We start from the raw sequence: 16,051 nt of genomic DNA on the forward strand, positions 1-16,051 counted from the left end.
ATGACATCGACAATTATTTGACTATTAGTGCCAATAGCTGCTAAAAGTTTTGATTTCCAGGTATTGAGTTGATTTTCACTTTCTGTTAAGAGTTGCTTGACTAATGATTGAAAGGCTTTAACAACTGCCGCGTAAGGGATGTTTCGTTGAAATTGGTCGAATTTTCCGGCAATAAAATAACCTCTGGCTTTAGTAATTGGTTTATATACTTCTTGTACTAGGGCGGATTTTCCAATGCCCGAGTAACCGGATACTAGCATCATTTCGGTGCTGCCTCTGCTGACTCGCTCAAAGGCTGCTAATAATGTTTCAACTTCTGTTTCTCTGCCGTAGAGTTTTTCGGGGATGAGGAAATGGTCTGTAATATCTCGCGTTCCCAATGCAAACGTCTCAATGTTACCCGTGTTTTGTAACTGAGCCAGACAATTTTCTAAATCGTGTTTCAGTCCTAATGCAGTCTGATAGCGATTTTCCGCATTCTTTGCCATCAGTTTACTAACAATTTGCGATAAAATTAGGGGAACTTCTGGCTTGATTTGATGTACCGGAATCGGCTGTTTTGCTAAATGACAATGCACTAACTCCATTGGGTCGTCTGACTCGAATGGTAACTGTGTTGTCAACAATTCATAGAAGGTCACACCGAGGGAATAAAAGTCACTCCGATAGTCAATGCCTCGATTCATTCTTCCTGTTTTTTCTGGGGAGAGATAAGCTAAGGTTCCTTCGAGGGTGTTGGGATTCTGGATTTCTTGGGTTTCTCTCGGCAGCAGGGAAGAAATACTGAAGTCAATGAGTTTAATTTCTTTGCTATGTGGGTTAATCAGAATATTGGCGGGTTTGATATCTTTATGAATAACTCTGTTTTGATAGAGAGAGTGGAGAATATTTGCTAGTTTGAGGGCTAGGTTGAGAAAGTTTTCTAAAAATACAGATTTATCGGGTTGGTTTTTATTAGTTGCTGACGGGATATAAGTAGACAGGGAAACTCCTCCAAAGTCCTCCATTATCAAAGCATAGGCGTTTTTGTAAGGTGCTAAATCGAGGGGTTCAACCACTCCCGGCAGACGTAGATTTTTGGCAATGGTATATTGATTGCGGAATTGCAGCAGTTCGCTGAAGCTGGGGTATTCATTTCGCAGCAGTTTGATGACGACTGGAGTGCGATCGCTCTCCCGAACACCGCGATAGACTAAAGTGCGAGATCCTGCATAGAGTTGCTCTGTTATGCGATACCCTGGCAGGTCAGTAATTGTCTCCATTTTCCAGTTCTCAATAAATAGGGGGTTACTATATCTCTAGTTTACTCAGCCAACTTGAAAAATTCTCAATGGCCTCTAATGTTCCTGTAATTGTCAGTGGGCATTCTGTACGAACGATCGCAGTTCGTTGGATAGTGAAGCCATATTATTAATTGTTTTACAGGTTTTGATTACCAACTGATAATAAGCGGCAATCCAGGCCGGAAATCTACCTGTTGTCCCTGCACTTCTCCATCAAAACCGAGCTCGACAAAATACTCGGTTCCTATCCGCAATTTTAATTGATTTGTCTCAAGCACTGCTTGAAGTTCAGGTGACGGATTATTTGCAGCAGGACTGACTAATTCTACACGAGTAATTTCCCGGAAACCAACACCATGATCCAAAGGCTGTGACTTAGGGGCCGAGTCTCGATCTGGACGTTTACCAAAGGCAATTTGGAAAAGCATGGGTTCAGTCAACACATCACTATTTGTTCCTACTGCAATACTCATAGTTTCAGATAAATAAGGTGGACGATATGCCCAACTTGAAAATGCAACTGTGTCCTCAGCACCTTTGGCTGGACGCAAACAGATGCCAAATGGACACGCACCATTATTCCGATTTGTCGATCGCTCCCAAAGACGAGTCTGATGAATTGGCTCAGACTGCGCCTCTTCTGGATCGTGAATCCATAACAATTCCAACATTGCGTTATGGAAAAAGAAACAGCGATTGGCTGTACCTTGTCCGTGATGAATGCGAGATCCACCCTCAACTAAACCGAAGGATGATAAACGATTAGCTTCCGAAGCACCAATATCAGTAAGGATGAAAAGATGGTCGAATTCAACTGTCATACAATTATTCATCGAATTACTCGATCGCTCAAGTAATTTTAATCCTCTGTGATTGCTTTTTTTCCGATCGCCACGCTGATGCTGCACAGCGTACTGTACCAAAGCCCAAAACCTGTACTCAGTAAATCTTTCCCAATCTAAAATCTAAAATCTAAAATCGGTCGCCCCAACCTTCAAGTTACAACCAGATTGAGGAACCATCCGCCCGCATCCAGCAGTCTCAACATCCAGTTACCGACAATTCTGCTAAAGTCAGGTCATCCAAGGAGTGCATCTTGTAGAGAGGCGATTCGCAGCCTCTGCCCCGAAAGCAGTAAAATCCCATCAGCTTGTCACCTGCAACCCGATCGGCAGTAAGTTAAAAATTAAGGTAGTTTGAAAATAATCGCCCAAATTTGAAAGAAGCCTTGACATCTGACCTAAACTCTCTAACTTAGACCCTCTAGCTGCGCTGCCATCCACATTTAAAAGATGCCATGTCAACCTTAGTCATCGTCGAATCTCCTACCAAAGCCCGCACCATCCGCAACTTCCTGCCCTCCACCTACCGTGTAGAGGCATCGATGGGCCATGTCCGCGACCTACCATCCTCCGCCGAAGAAATACCAGAAGCCGTTAAAGGAGAAAAATGGGCGCAACTGGGCGTAAACGTGGAAGCAGACTTTGAACCCCTCTACGTCATCCCGAAAGATAAAAAGAAAATTGTTAAAGAACTCAAAGACGCCCTCAAAGACGCCACAGAACTGATACTAGCTACTGACGAAGACCGAGAAGGCGAAAGCATTTCCTGGCATTTGCTGCAAATCCTCAAACCCAAAGTTCCCATCAAGCGGATGGTGTTTCACGAAATCACCCGCGAAGCTATCCGCGACGCCTTAACTCACTGTCGCGATATCGACAATCGAGTAGTACAAGCCCAAGAAACTCGCCGAATTCTCGACAGACTCGTCGGTTACACACTCTCTCCGCTATTGTGGAAAAAAATCGCTTGGGGTTTGTCCGCCGGTAGAGTACAGTCAGTCGCAGTCAGGCTTTTGGTGCGCCGGGAACGGGAACGCCGCGCCTTCCGCCAAGGTAGTTACTGGGATTTAAAAGCCCTTTTGGAAAAGGGCAAAATTTCCTTTGATGCCAAACTCGTGACAGTCGGCAATGTAAAAGTTGCAAACGGCAGCGATTTTGATGAAAATACCGGGCAAATTATCGCAGGCCGCCGTGTACTTTTGCTGAACGAAGAACAGGCGCGGGCTTTACTCTCACGCATTCAAAACAAACCCTGGACTGTCGGGAATATTGAAGAACGGCCAGTCACCCGCAAACCCTCGCCACCATTTACAACCTCGACTTTGCAGCAGGAAGCTAACCGCAAACTGAGGCTGGGTGCGCGGGAAACTATGCGAATTGCCCAAAGTCTCTACGAACGCGGTTTTATCACCTATATGCGGACGGATTCGGTACATTTGTCCGAACAGGCGATCGCAGCGGCGCGCAGTTGCGTGCAAGAACTTTACGGCAGCGAATACCTCAGCCCCCAACCGCGCAAATACACCACCAAAAGCAAAGGCGCCCAGGAAGCCCACGAAGCTATCCGTCCGGCAGGCAGCACTTTTCGGACTCCGCAGCAAACGGGATTGGATGGGATTGATTTCCGCCTCTATGATTTGATTTGGAAGCGGACAGTCGCTTCTCAAATGGCCGATTCCCGCCAAACTCACGTTACGGTACAAACTCAGGTAGAAGATGCCGGTTTCCGTTCCAGCGGCAAACGGATTGATTTTCCAGGCTTTTTGCGGGCTTACGTGGAAGGTTCCGACGATCCGAATGCGGCGTTGGAAGACCAAGAGGTGATTTTGCCGGCGCTGAAGGTGGGGGATAAACCTAATTGTAAGGATTTAGAGGCAGTTGGTCACGAAACTCAACCTCCCGCCCGCTACACGGAAGCTTCTCTGGTCAAAATGCTCGAAAGCGAAGGTGTGGGCCGTCCGAGTACCTATGCGAGTATTATCGGTACAATTGTCGATCGGGGATATGCCAAATTAATAGCTAACGCCCTAATTCCGACCTTCACCGCTTTCGCCGTCACGACTTTATTGGAAACACATTTTCCTGATTTAGTAGACACCGGTTTTACTTCCCGAATGGAACAAACCCTCGATGAAATTGCCACGGGCGAGGCGAAATGGCTGCCGTATTTGCAAAAGTTTTATACAGGGGAAACCGGACTCGCAACCCAAGTCAAAGAACAGGAAAGTCAGATTGACGCGAAAGTTGCCCGAACTGTGGTATTGGAGAATATTACTGCTAAAGTCTGCATCGGCAAATTCGGCGCCTATCTGGAATCTGAAAGCGAAGAAGGCTTGGTAAAAGCATCTATTCCCCAAGATTTGACGCCGGCAGATTTAGATCCGGAACAAGTGGAGTTTCTGTTAAAGCAAAAAACCGAAGGCCCGGAAAAATTGGGTCTTCACCCGGAAACTGGGGAACCGATTTATGTGCTGATTGGCAGTTATGGGCCATACGTTCAGTTAGGGGAAGTTTCGGAAACGAACAAGAAACCGAAGCGGGCTTCTTTACCGAAGGGGACGGATAAGGATAGCGTGACGCTGGATATGGCGGTGAGTTTGTTGACTTTACCCCGGTTGTTGGGCACTCACCCGGAGACGGGAGCGAAGGTGCAAGCTAATTTGGGGATGTACGGGCCTTATGTGGTGCATGACCAGGGTAAGGTGGGGAAAGATTATCGATCGATCAAACCGCCGGATGATGTTTTGACGATAACGCTCGATCGGGCTTTAGAGTTATTATCGCAGCCGAAAGCCGCCCGCGGCCGCAGCAAAACTGCTACACCTTTGAAGGAATTGGGCGCACATCCAGAGTCGGGAGAACCGATCAATGTTTACGATGGCCGCTACGGCCCCTACGTGAAACACGGCGATATCAATGCTTCTTTGTCGAAGGATGAATCTGTGGAGAATTTCACCTTGCAAAGAGCACTGGAATTGTTAGCAACGAAGGAAGCAGCGGGCCCAAAAACTAGCAGCAAATCGAAGAAGTCAACTAAGACAACTGCGGAGAAATCGGAAACTGCAACGAAGAAGACTGCGGCGAAGAAAACCACTGCTAAAAAGACCGAGACTGCGGCGAAGAAAACCACTGCTAAAAAAACGGCGACTGCGACAACAGCCAAGAAAACAACTAAGTAAAATTAGTTGAGTTTTTTCTCATTCCCAAAACTCGGTTTATTCAAAAAACCGGGTTTTTTTATTTATCAAATACTAGAGAACATGACAAAAATAGGTTTGTAGTAAGGAGTTTAGTCCTGACAATTTTTTTCTCTTAGGTATTTGTCATCAGCCTCTGCGGGGTTCGATCGCCCCTATTTTTTTTGAGACATATCAACTCAAACTCTTGTCAAGCCTAGCTTTTGGGCTTACTTGTCACCCGTCGGTCAAATCATCCTATTTACTTATTGACAATTGCTCTTCTCTGTTGAATTGTCAGGGAACGTATATATAAGGTTACAAATTGTATCACAAGCAACAGAAAGTACCGAATGTTTTATGTAATGCCCTACAATTGAGAAAAGAAACAAGATTAAGAGGCGCGATCGCTATGGGTATCAATGAAAACTTAGACTGGGAAGAAGCATTTGAGTACAGAGCGGGCTTGACAGTGGAGTTGAAGTCCCAGCCAGGTGTTTTCGATACGATCGCTTACTATGAAGTGATGATGGTACCGCCCATCTGGTTAGAAAATGACCCGCGTCCCCGCTATCCTCACGAACTGCGAGTCGTTTCCCACCAGCCAACTGTGTCCAATGTTTGCCGGATTTCAGAGAGTCCTGTTTTAGTCGCCTCGTAGGTTTTTTCAGCGGGAAATATTGGCAATGGCATATAGCCAGCAATCAAACCGATGCAGTGATTTTCGGATTGAGATTGCTTGAGTTTACTTTGTGGCATCGGCTAAGTAGTCGTAGGGTGCGCCGCCATGAACAACCCCTAACGCAGCATATCGACAATCTCACAGATCCGCACCTGTGCGATCGAGAGGCGATGTAAACAAACCCAAGACTTATTTTCTAGCGAAACTTTGTAAAAATGGTATTATTTTAGGGTTTCGGTAATTCCTTTCCCTATCAATAACCGCACGTTGGTCTAAAATCTCCTCAGCGACCAGAAAGGCGATATGGGCGATCGACTTTCACGAAAAAACTGCGGTAATCCAAAAGTATATTGGTACAAATGGTAGAAATCCATCTGGGTATTAATGAGAGTTGTTTGAGGTTTTTCCTAGGGCGACTAATTAGGTTTATTAACACAAAAGTGACAACTTTAACCAGAAAAGTTAAATTGGTATGTTAAGATGACACAAGCCCTTACCATACTTGATTTCAATTATGGCTGAAAAATTAATAGTTAAAAACTTTGCTGGCATCAAGGATTTGGAGATTGAAATCAAACGAATAAATATACTTATTGGCCCTCAAGCTAGTGGTAAAAGTGTTTGCGCTAAACTCCTTTTTTATTTTAAGAACTTTGTATGGGAAATTTTCTCGGTTGTAGATAATGAGCAGACAAAACGAAATCTAGATTCAAATTATTCCAAGAGGTTTGAGGAATATTTTCCTCCTGATTGTTGGGGAAAAGAACATTTTTTCATCAGGTATGAAATTTCCAATGTTTTTATAGAAGTTAGTAGAAAACAGGATACCAAAGGTAGAATTTCCCTCAGCTATTCAGATTTTTTCAAGAAAGAATTGGCAGACCTACGCAATTTACTCAAAAAAGCAAGAGAGGAAAGCTCTGAAATAACTTTTAGTTTTAATATTCTTAATAGTTCATTTTTTGGCAATAAAATTTTAAAAGATCGCTTAGTAGAAAGTTTAGGCAGATCCATTGGTCGAGAGGCAGCCTTCAATCAGCTTTTTATTCCTGCTGGCCGCTCATTTTTCGCTAATCTTCAGAGCAATATTTTTTCTTTTCTTTCAAGCAATAATACCTTAGATCCATTTCTAAGATCGTTTGGCTCAACATACGAAGGGATAAAAAATTTGCGTATACAATATAAAATTGATCCTGAAGATAAATATACACAAGATATACTAGAGGAAATAAACACGCTAATAGAGCAGTCTTTATGTGGTAAGCATATACAGGAAAAAGGCAAAGATTTTCTGGAGGTGGCAGATGGAAGACGTATTAGTATTGCGAACTCATCTTCCGGTCAACAGGAAACATTGCCTCTGACAATTATGCTAGCTGCACTAACTGTTCTAGCTTACCCTCCAGCCGGTCAGACAGTGTATATTGAGGAGCCGGAAGCGCATTTATTTCCAAGCGCACAGCGTAATATTGTCGAGTTGATCGCTACTGTCTTTAATTTTCGCAAAGAGCAACTTCAATTCTTTATCACTACCCATAGTCCTTATGTCCTGACAGCACTTAATAATCTACTCCAGGCTGGGCTTCTTTATGAAGAGTCCAGCGAAGATATACAACATCAACTAGAAAAGATTGTATCTAGATACAAATCATTAGATGTTGACGATCTCTCAGCCTATGTTGTGAGCGATGGAAAATGCAATAGTATTGTGTGTCCTGATACTGGGTTGATTGATGCGCGAGTGATTGATTCTGTTTCTGATGAACTAGCTATTGAATTCGATCAACTTCTCAACTTAGTTTGAATCGTATATGAAAAGTCTTCCAGAGTGTGAGGAACATAGATCCGACACCAAGATTGTCTTGCAGGAGAACAAAAGTAAAATAACGTTCCTCAACCCGAATGAAGACGAAATATTAATAATTAAGGTTGATGGCTGCGTTATTAGTGACAATGAGACTTTGCGTTGCGACTACGCACTGATTCCTTCTGATGCAATAGAAATATATGTAGAGTTGAAAGGAAGCGATATTGCACAGGCGGTTAAACAAATAGAATCAACTATTAAATTACTTTCGGAAAATCCCCAAAAGATTAAGAAGCTATGTTTTGTCGTGTCTACACGTGTGCCAAAACAAACAACAAGTATACAACAGCTACAAAGTCAGTTTAAGAAAAAATTTAATGCTAGTTTCCGAATCAAGAATATTCAAGATGAGTATGATTTAAGTACCTCCATAAGCTAAGCTCACGAGAACTTTGATATGACGAACATACAAAACTTTAGCAGAAAAGGAGTCAGCCGACGATCGCCCTGCCTCAACTAAATTTGAGTTCGTATTTATTATAATTAATTCTGACACCTACCTTAAGAAATATCTTTTCGGGACTTCCCTAACACATCCCACCACTCCCAACATCTACTACGGATCAGTGGGCAGTGCACACCCTACAAAAAATTTTGTGTAAATCCTATTTTATATTGCTTAATTCCTTGATCCCCGTAATTTGTCACCTTTATTCGAGCAGAACTGTGCGATGTTTAGCCATAAATTAACATTGATTTAAACTTTAATGGAGGCATAAACAAGCTAGAATTCAATAGTTTGCGTGGAAGACATGGAGTTTAAATACAAAATGTCACAAATAACAAATTAATATCGATCGCACTTCACGATCGCACTTTACAAAACAACCAAAACTCAGGAGTCAATCGCTGATGATGCTAGGAACAACCGAGATCCCGCAATTAAAGCCGCTTTCCGACTCAGAACTACACAAAATGAACGCCTACTGGCGGGCGGCAAACTACCTATCCGTCGGACAAATCTATCTCCTCGACAACCCCCTACTCAAAGAACCCCTCAAAATCGAACACGTCAAACCGAGACTCCTCGGACATTGGGGCACCACTCCAGGCCTCAACTTCATCTACGTTCACCTCAACCGCATCATCAAAGCCCAAGACCTCAACACCATCTACATCGCAGGCCCCGGACACGGCGGGCCGGGCTTGGTCGCCAACACCTATCTCGAAGGCACTTATACCGAATATTACTCGAACATTTCCCAAGATGAAGAGGGTATCAAACGGCTGTTCAAACAGTTCTCCTTTCCCGGCGGTATCCCCAGCCACGTCGCCCCGGAAACCCCCGGTTCGATTCACGAAGGCGGCGAACTCGGCTACGCCCTGGTGCACGCTTACGGGGCGGCCTTCGACAATCCCGATTTGATCGTGGCGGCCGTTGTCGGCGACGGGGAAGCGGAAACGGGCCCGCTGGCTGCTAGCTGGCACTCTAACAAGTTTCTAAACCCGGTTCGGGACGGGGCCGTGTTGCCGATTCTGCACTTGAACGGCTACAAAATTGCCAATCCAACGCTGTTGGCCCGCATTCCGCGCGAGGAATTGGAAAGTTTGATGGTCGGTTACGGCTACAAACCTTATTGGGTGGAAGGTTCAGACCCGGAAACCATGCACCAGTTGATGGCTGCAACTCTCGATACTGCGATCGGCGAAATTAAGGCGATTCAGGAAAAAGCCCGGACAGAGGGCTATTCGGGCCGTCCCCAGTGGCCGATGATTGTGATGAAAACTCCCAAAGGCTGGACGGGGCCGAAGGAAGTTGACGGTAAGAAAACTGAGGATTATTGGCGATCGCACCAAGTCCCACTTTCGGAAATGGCTTCTAAGCCGGGACACGTCCAACTCCTGGAAGATTGGATGAAAAGCTACAAGCCGGAAGAACTCTTCGACGAAAAGGGCAAGTTAATTCCCGAATTGGCGGAACTCGCACCCAAGGGATCTCGGCGGATGGGGGCAAATCCCCACGCTAACGGCGGCCTGCTGCTGCGAGACTTGAAAATGCCGGAATTTGAAGACTTTGCGGTTGACGTGCAAAAACCGGGCACTGTAATGGCAGAAGCAACTCGCGTTTCCGGTCGCTTCCTGCGAGAGGTGATGAAACTGAATCAGGAAAACGCCAATTTCCGCATTGTCGGGCCTGACGAGACGGCCTCAAACCGGCTCGATCCGGTGTTTGAAGTGACGAACCGGATGTGGGCGGGAGAAATTTTGCCCGAAGACGACCACATCTCCCCCGACGGCCGGGTGATGGAAGTCCTCAGCGAACATCTATGTCAGGGATGGCTGGAAGGATATTTGCTGACGGGACGCCACGGCTTTTTCTCTTGTTACGAGGCGTTTATTCACATCATCGATTCGATGTTCAACCAACACGCCAAGTGGTTGAAAACTACTCGTCACATTCCTTGGCGCCGACCGATCGCCTCTCTGAATTACTTACTAACTTCTCACGTTTGGCGGCAAGACCACAACGGTTTTTCTCACCAAGATCCGGGTTTTATCGACCACGTAATTAACAAGAAAGCGGAAGTTGTGCGGATTTATTTGCCGCCGGATGCGAACACTTTGCTGTCAGTAACGGATCACTGTCTTCGCAGCCGCCACTATGTCAACGTGATTATTGCAGGGAAGCAGCCGGCATTGCAGTATTTGGATATGGATGCTGCGATTAAACACTGTACCGCCGGCATCGGCATTTGGGAGTGGGCTAGCAATGATAAAGGCGGGGAACCGGATGTGGTGATGGCTTGCGCGGGTGATGTTCCGACGCTGGAAACTTTGGCTGCGGTTGACATTCTCCGCCGAGATTATCCCGATTTAAAAGTGCGGGTGGTGAATGTGGTGGATTTGATGACGCTGCAACCTGCTAGCGAACATCCCCACGGTTTGTCTGACAAGGAGTTTGATACTTTGTTCACGAAAGATAAGCCGGTGATTTTTGCTTTTCACGGCTATCCTTGGCTGATTCACCGCTTGACTTATCGCCGGACAAATCACCCGAATATTCACGTTCGGGGTTACAAGGAAGAGGGAACGACTACGACGCCGTTTGATATGGTGGTGATTAATGACCTCGATCGATTCCATTTAGTTGGAGATGTACTCGATCGCGTTCCGAAACTGAGTTCTGTCGCAGCTTACGGCAAACAAGCTATTCGTGACAAGCTGATCGAACACAGGCAGTATATCAACGAACACGGCGATGATATGCCGGAAATCCGCGACTGGAAGTGGCCGCACGCGGGCCCGGTTTCGTCGGAAGCGCCGAAGGAAACGAAAGATCCGACAACGACTGGAGATCAAACTGTGCGATCGGGTGCACCGGGATAGGTGCGATCGCTGTCTGAAAAGAAAGTCCTCAGAAATTGAGGGCTTTTTTAGTTGCTATGAGATATCTGTCGTTAGTCCGCGAGTCCGCCAGGGGTTGAAAACCCCTGTCTCATAGCAAAAGTCAGTTGAAACTGACTATCGATTTTAGATTTTAGATGTTAGATTGGAAATTATTGATTTGAGATTGGAGATTTGAGATTTGAAATTAGGAATTAAGTGGTTTATTTAATTGGCTTTTCAGTCCTCTTTCAGAGGACTTTCGCTATGAGACGGGGGTTTTCAACCCCCGGCGGACTTGCGGGTTAATCGATATCTTCATGCCTGCGCCATCTGCGTTATTGAGGCTAGGGCGCGATCGAGTAATACCTCAACTTGGGCGCGAGTTACTCCCGGAAACCATTCGAGAAACTGGTCAATAGATGCTCCATCTTTAATATTCTCGAAAAAGGCGGCAACAGGTACGCGCGTTCCCCGAAATACCCATGCACCACTCACCTTGCTTGGATCGCGTTCAATGACTTCAAAGAGGTCTATAGTCTGCATGACATTCGTCGCTTGTTGCGGATGAAGTAAAACAACTAAGATAGAATTAATCTTAGCATAAATCAACGGTGGTTTAGGATTTGTACATTCAAAAGAGGCGGGAATGCTTAAAGAAATAGAAATCCAAAATTTTAGGTGTTTTGAGCAAATCAAAATTTCTGGGTTTGAAAGAGTCAATTTAATCGGCGGTAAAAATAATGCTGGCAAGACAGCCTTGCTAGAAGCAATTTTTCTCAATTTTGCTCCCGATCTTAGTAGTATAGTAATGCTAAGAGAGCTGAGAAGAGAGTCATCAGCCGCCCTAGATGCTATGCCAGATAGAGCATGGAATAACTTATTTTATGCCTTAAAAAAAGATAAAACTATAGTTATTCAGGGAAAGAATGATAATGCCAATGATAATCTCGATCTAGTAGAGATTCAAATAGAAATCAATTCACGTGATTCTGATTTAATTATTAAAACAATAAAAGGTGAAAAGATCTTTAACGAGTTAGTAGGAAGTGTTACTTATAGAAGCTCAATGAGTAATACAAATTTCCTTGTGTACGAAATACCGATCGTTCCTCCTTTTATCAGAATTCCAGGAAGAAAACTCATAGAGTCATTCGATCACGCGCGCTTGGAAGATAAAGATAGCGAAGTTTTGAAAGCTTTTCAAATTATTGACCCTACGATCGAATCTGTAGAAAGTTTTTCAATTGGCGAACCCACACTTTACTTAAGAAGAAAGGGCGAAAAGCGTTTGCCTTTATCATTGTTTGGAGATGCAATGAATAGAGTTGCATATATTATTCTTAAATTAGTAAACAATAAACACAAAATACTGCTAATTGATGAAATAGAGAATGGCATACACTATACAAACCAGCGGGAGTTTTGGAGAATTTTATTTCGCTTGGCGGTGGAACTGGATACGCAGATTTTTGCCACAACTCACAGTTTAGAGATGCTGCAAGCATTTGCTGATGTGGGTTTGGAACCCAATCAAGAATGCAGCAGCGCATATTTTGAACTAGCAAAGAAACCCAAAACAAATCAAATCATCGGCATCAGACGCGATTTGGAAACCTTGAATTACGCACTAGAGCATCAGAAAGGAGTGAGAGGTGAGTAATATTGTCATAGTAGAAAGTAAAAATGATGCAATTTTTATGAAGGCAATGGTTGAGAAACTAAACTGCGATATTGAGGTAGAACCACCTATCTATATAGATTATGAAAGTTTGGAAGGTTTGAGCGAAACAAAGTTAATCAATACTTTAAAAGATTTAGAAGCCGACCTGCAAAAAAGAGATATTGAAAAGATTGGGATTATTATTGATATTGATAACGATTCAGAGCAAGAGAGGCTGAAATTCGTAGATAAATGTATAAAACAGGTGTTTGAATCTGAAACTTTGTTAAGCACTAAACAATTTATCGATATTTCTGGAGATAATGGAACAAATGCAAAATTGGCTTGTTACTTTACAAATGTTGGAGGTAAAGGCGAACTGGAAACGCTTTTAAAGACAATAAAGGCTAGAGAATCTCCTCATGCTGATTGTTTGAATAGTTGGCAAACTTGCATAGAAAGTCACCGAAAGGAAATCAACCAGAAAGAGTTTGATAAATTTTGGGTGAGCATCTATCTTAGGTATGATACTTGCTCAGATAAGGAACAGCAACAAGCTGGCAGGAAATGCACTATGTCTGGGTTTGATTATGTTATGGAACACAAAAAAGATATTTGGGATTGGGATAATCCTGCTCTCGATGATTTGAAGGAGTTTTTTAAACTCTTTTGCTAACATAGTAAAATTCACACACAATTAACTCATGAGCTTAAAAATCTACTTTCTGCGGCATGGTGAAACGACTTACAGCCAAACAGGTGGTTTCTGCGGCGACCTCGATCCAGAATTAACAGCAGAAGGTGTTCAAATGGCAGCACAGTTTGCCCGAACTTACGCGAAATTGCCTTGGAATGCTGTTTATGTCAGTCCGATGAAACGCACAATTGCTACTGCAAAACCTTTGTGCGATGCTGTGGGAATTGAAATGCAGCTTCGCGACGGACTGAGGGAGATTAAGTACGGTGAGTGGGAGGGCAAAACAGTAGAAGCGGTCAAAATAGAATACGAAGAAGATTATATTAATTGGCTGACTGAACCTGCTTGGAATGCACCAAACGGCGGCGAAACTTCGGTGCAAATTGCTAGTAGAGCTTCCTTAGTTATTGCCGAAATTGAGGAAAAATACAAGAATGGAAATGTGTTGGTTGTCTCGCACAAAGCAACTATTAGAATTATTCTGTGCAGTCTGTTGGGGATTGATTTGGGGCGTTATCGCGATCGCATTAGCGCTTTAGCAGCTTCTGTCAGTATTGTCAAGTTTGATGTTCGCGGGCCGCTGCTGGAGGTTTTGGGCGATCGATCGTACATGGATGAAAACCTCCGCAATTTACCCGGTACTTGAAATCGCGGGTAAGGTGCGGAGGCGCACCCTACAGTCTGCCACTAAATCGCACCGAGGTAAGACAATCCTAAAATCGTACCCGTTCCCAAAATATGACCGAAGCAGAGACTTCCCACAAGTGCACCCAAACTCAAGCCGCCGACCAAACCCGATGAGGGCGCGGCTGGGCCTGTGTGAGGCTTTTGGATGGTTGATCTGCCGATCGCAATAGCTAAAATATTGCAAATAATCATAATCAAACCAGTCGTGGGGCTCCACTCTACGGTTCTGGCGACAGTGGCAAGTAAAATTGGTGTAAACATCGATCGGCTCCTTAAACTTTAGTAAATGAAAATCTGCCTAGAAGATATATCAAAAAAATGCAACTGTTAGCTACAGATTGCATTAACAGTTAATTTTTCGACATTTTTCTTAATAATTTTCCCTGAGTCTCAAGATTTTTTAGTCCCCCTCTGCTGGGAGGAAAGTTTGACAAGACGCGATTTCAATCGCCTAGCGATCGAAAGAACGAATCAACAGGAAATAATAAAGCATGAAAATACTGGTGTTAAATGCGGGTTCTAGCAGTCAAAAGAGCTGTCTTTACGAGTTAAACGATGTCCTGCCCGATCGCCCGCCCCAACCCCTCTGGGAAGCGCAAATTGACTGGACTCACCAGCAGGGTATAGCAGAGTTGAAAGTCAAAACAGCAAAGGGCGATCGGCTTGAAGATGAGTTTGCCTCAGACTCTCGCAAAGATGCTATTTCTCGAATGCTGGAGACTCTTTGGAGGGGAAAAACTCAAACCATTAATAATTTAAAGGAGATTGATATTGTCGGCCACCGCGTCGTACACGGCGGACAAGAATATCAGGAAAGTACGTTAATTTCGCCGGATGTTAAAAAGGCGATCGCCCGTTTATCGGTTTTCGCCCCCGTACACAATCCGGTTAACCTCGAAGGTATCGAAGCGATTGAAAAAATCCTCGAAAAAGTGCCACAAGTAGCAGTATTTGATACAGCTTTTCACGCACAATTGCCGCCCGCAGCCTTTGTATATCCCGGTCCCTATGAATGGCTGGAAAATGGGATTCGGCGCTACGGTTTTCACGGGATTAGCCATCAATATTGCGCGCGTCGGGCTGCCGACATTCTGGGTAAAAATTTGGCAGATTTGCGGTTGATTAGCTGTCATTTGGGCAACGGATGTTCTCTGGCAGCCATTCGCGGGGGCTGGAGTGTAGACACGACGATGGGATTTACGCCTTTGGAAGGTTTGATGATGGGAAGTCGATCTGGTTCGATCGATCCAGGCATTCTCATTCATCTGTTAAAACAATCCGATTTTACTGCTGAGAAACTTGATGGTATTCTCAATCGAAATTCTGGTTTAAAAGGAATTTCAGGGGTGTCTAGCGATCTGCGGCAGATAGGAGATGCGATCGCCCAAGGTAATCAGAGAGCTCAACTTGCTTTGGATATTTACATCCACCGTTTGCGTGCGGGAATTGGTGCGATGCTGGCGAGTTTGGGAGGGTTGGATGCTTTAATGTTTACGGCTGGAGTTGGGGAAAATTCTGCTGTTGTGCGATCGGCAGCTTGCGAAGCTTTTGGATTTATCGGGTTAAAATTGGATGATGAGAAAAATCAACATTCACCGCTCGATCAAGATATTGCTGCAGTGGATTCAGCCGTGAGAATTTTGGTAATTCACACGCAGGAGGATTGGGAAATTGCGCGAGAATGCTGGAAACTTTATCACTAACTTATTTTATGAATTCCTGCAACAGCCATGCCCACTCAGCTTCGCAGAAGGGTCAACAATCACGAACGGCGCCACCGGAATAGATCTAATTCATCTGCGTTAATCTGTGTTAATCTGCCCTCATCTG

At 44.4% G+C, this 16,051-nt stretch carries 13 protein-coding genes; 9 read left to right on the plus strand and 4 right to left on the minus strand.

The window, feature by feature from the left end; genetic code table 11:
• Together QUA53_RS21180 and QUA53_RS21185 are read right to left on the minus strand one after the other, a co-directional pair.
• A partial coding sequence (locus tag QUA53_RS21180) for a protein kinase domain-containing protein (protein ID WP_333099685.1) occupies positions 1 to 1,262 on the minus strand: 1,262 nt, incomplete at its 3' end.
• Positions 1,263 to 1,432: 170 nt separating this feature from the next.
• Complete coding sequence (locus QUA53_RS21185; protein ID WP_333099683.1) at positions 1,433 to 2,104, minus strand: VOC family protein; 672 nt, start codon at positions 2,102 to 2,104, stop codon at positions 1,433 to 1,435.
• 476 nt (positions 2,105 to 2,580) lie between these two features.
• Here QUA53_RS21185 and topA point away from each other — a divergent pair, with 476 nt between their 5' ends.
• From topA to QUA53_RS21210, 5 genes are all read left to right on the plus strand, one after another.
• Positions 2,581 to 5,304 carry a type I DNA topoisomerase gene (topA, locus tag QUA53_RS21190; RefSeq protein WP_333099681.1) on the plus strand — a complete coding sequence of 908 codons (2,724 nt, stop codon included), beginning with the start codon at positions 2,581 to 2,583 and terminating at the stop codon, positions 5,302 to 5,304.
• A 409-nt stretch (positions 5,305 to 5,713) separates the two neighbouring features.
• Entirely contained in the window at positions 5,714 to 5,962 is a 249-nt protein-coding gene (locus QUA53_RS21195; RefSeq protein WP_333099679.1) for a hypothetical protein, read from the plus strand.
• Positions 5,963 to 6,497: 535 nt separating this feature from the next.
• Positions 6,498 to 7,787 (plus strand): AAA family ATPase, encoded by a 1,290-nt coding sequence (locus QUA53_RS21200; protein WP_333099678.1) that lies wholly within the window; start codon positions 6,498 to 6,500, stop codon positions 7,785 to 7,787.
• A 7-nt stretch (positions 7,788 to 7,794) separates the two neighbouring features.
• The gene (locus tag QUA53_RS21205) at positions 7,795 to 8,229 is read left to right on the plus strand and encodes a hypothetical protein (protein ID WP_333099676.1); all 435 of its coding nucleotides are present in this window, start codon (positions 7,795 to 7,797) and stop codon (positions 8,227 to 8,229) included.
• Positions 8,230 to 8,702: 473 nt separating this feature from the next.
• The gene (locus QUA53_RS21210) at positions 8,703 to 11,177 is read left to right on the plus strand and encodes a phosphoketolase family protein (protein ID WP_333099674.1); all 2,475 of its coding nucleotides are present in this window, start codon (positions 8,703 to 8,705) and stop codon (positions 11,175 to 11,177) included.
• Positions 11,178 to 11,492: 315 nt separating this feature from the next.
• Here the strand turns inward: QUA53_RS21210 and QUA53_RS21215 are convergent, their stop codons facing one another.
• Positions 11,493 to 11,720 carry a DUF433 domain-containing protein gene (locus QUA53_RS21215; protein ID WP_333099673.1) on the minus strand — a complete coding sequence of 76 codons (228 nt, stop codon included), beginning with the start codon at positions 11,718 to 11,720 and terminating at the stop codon, positions 11,493 to 11,495.
• 103 nt (positions 11,721 to 11,823) lie between these two features.
• Between QUA53_RS21215 and QUA53_RS21220 the strand changes: the two genes are divergently transcribed.
• From QUA53_RS21220 to QUA53_RS21230, 3 genes are read left to right on the plus strand one after another with little or no spacing between them, the layout of a single operon-like run.
• Positions 11,824 to 12,837: an AAA family ATPase gene (locus tag QUA53_RS21220; protein WP_333099672.1), complete on the plus strand. Its 1,014-nt coding sequence runs from the start codon at positions 11,824 to 11,826 to the stop codon at positions 12,835 to 12,837.
• Entirely contained in the window at positions 12,830 to 13,513 is a 684-nt protein-coding gene (locus tag QUA53_RS21225) for a DUF3226 domain-containing protein (RefSeq protein WP_333099670.1), read from the plus strand. The genes QUA53_RS21220 and QUA53_RS21225 overlap by 8 nt, the downstream gene beginning before the upstream one ends.
• A 28-nt stretch (positions 13,514 to 13,541) precedes the next feature.
• The gene (locus QUA53_RS21230; protein WP_333099669.1) at positions 13,542 to 14,180 is read left to right on the plus strand and encodes a histidine phosphatase family protein; all 639 of its coding nucleotides are present in this window, start codon (positions 13,542 to 13,544) and stop codon (positions 14,178 to 14,180) included.
• 41 nt (positions 14,181 to 14,221) lie between these two features.
• Here the strand turns inward: QUA53_RS21230 and psaK are convergent, their stop codons facing one another.
• Positions 14,222 to 14,482 (minus strand): photosystem I reaction center subunit PsaK, encoded by a 261-nt coding sequence (psaK, locus tag QUA53_RS21235; RefSeq protein ID WP_333099668.1) that lies wholly within the window; start codon positions 14,480 to 14,482, stop codon positions 14,222 to 14,224.
• 230 nt (positions 14,483 to 14,712) lie between these two features.
• Here psaK and QUA53_RS21240 point away from each other — a divergent pair, with 230 nt between their 5' ends.
• Complete coding sequence (locus QUA53_RS21240) at positions 14,713 to 15,924, plus strand: acetate kinase (RefSeq protein ID WP_333099667.1); 1,212 nt, start codon at positions 14,713 to 14,715, stop codon at positions 15,922 to 15,924.
• Positions 15,925 to 16,051 lie beyond the last annotated feature (127 nt).

Source organism: Microcoleus sp. Pol12B3, from assembly GCF_036701355.1.
Taxonomy (GTDB): Bacteria; Cyanobacteriota; Cyanobacteriia; order Cyanobacteriales; family Microcoleaceae; genus Microcoleus.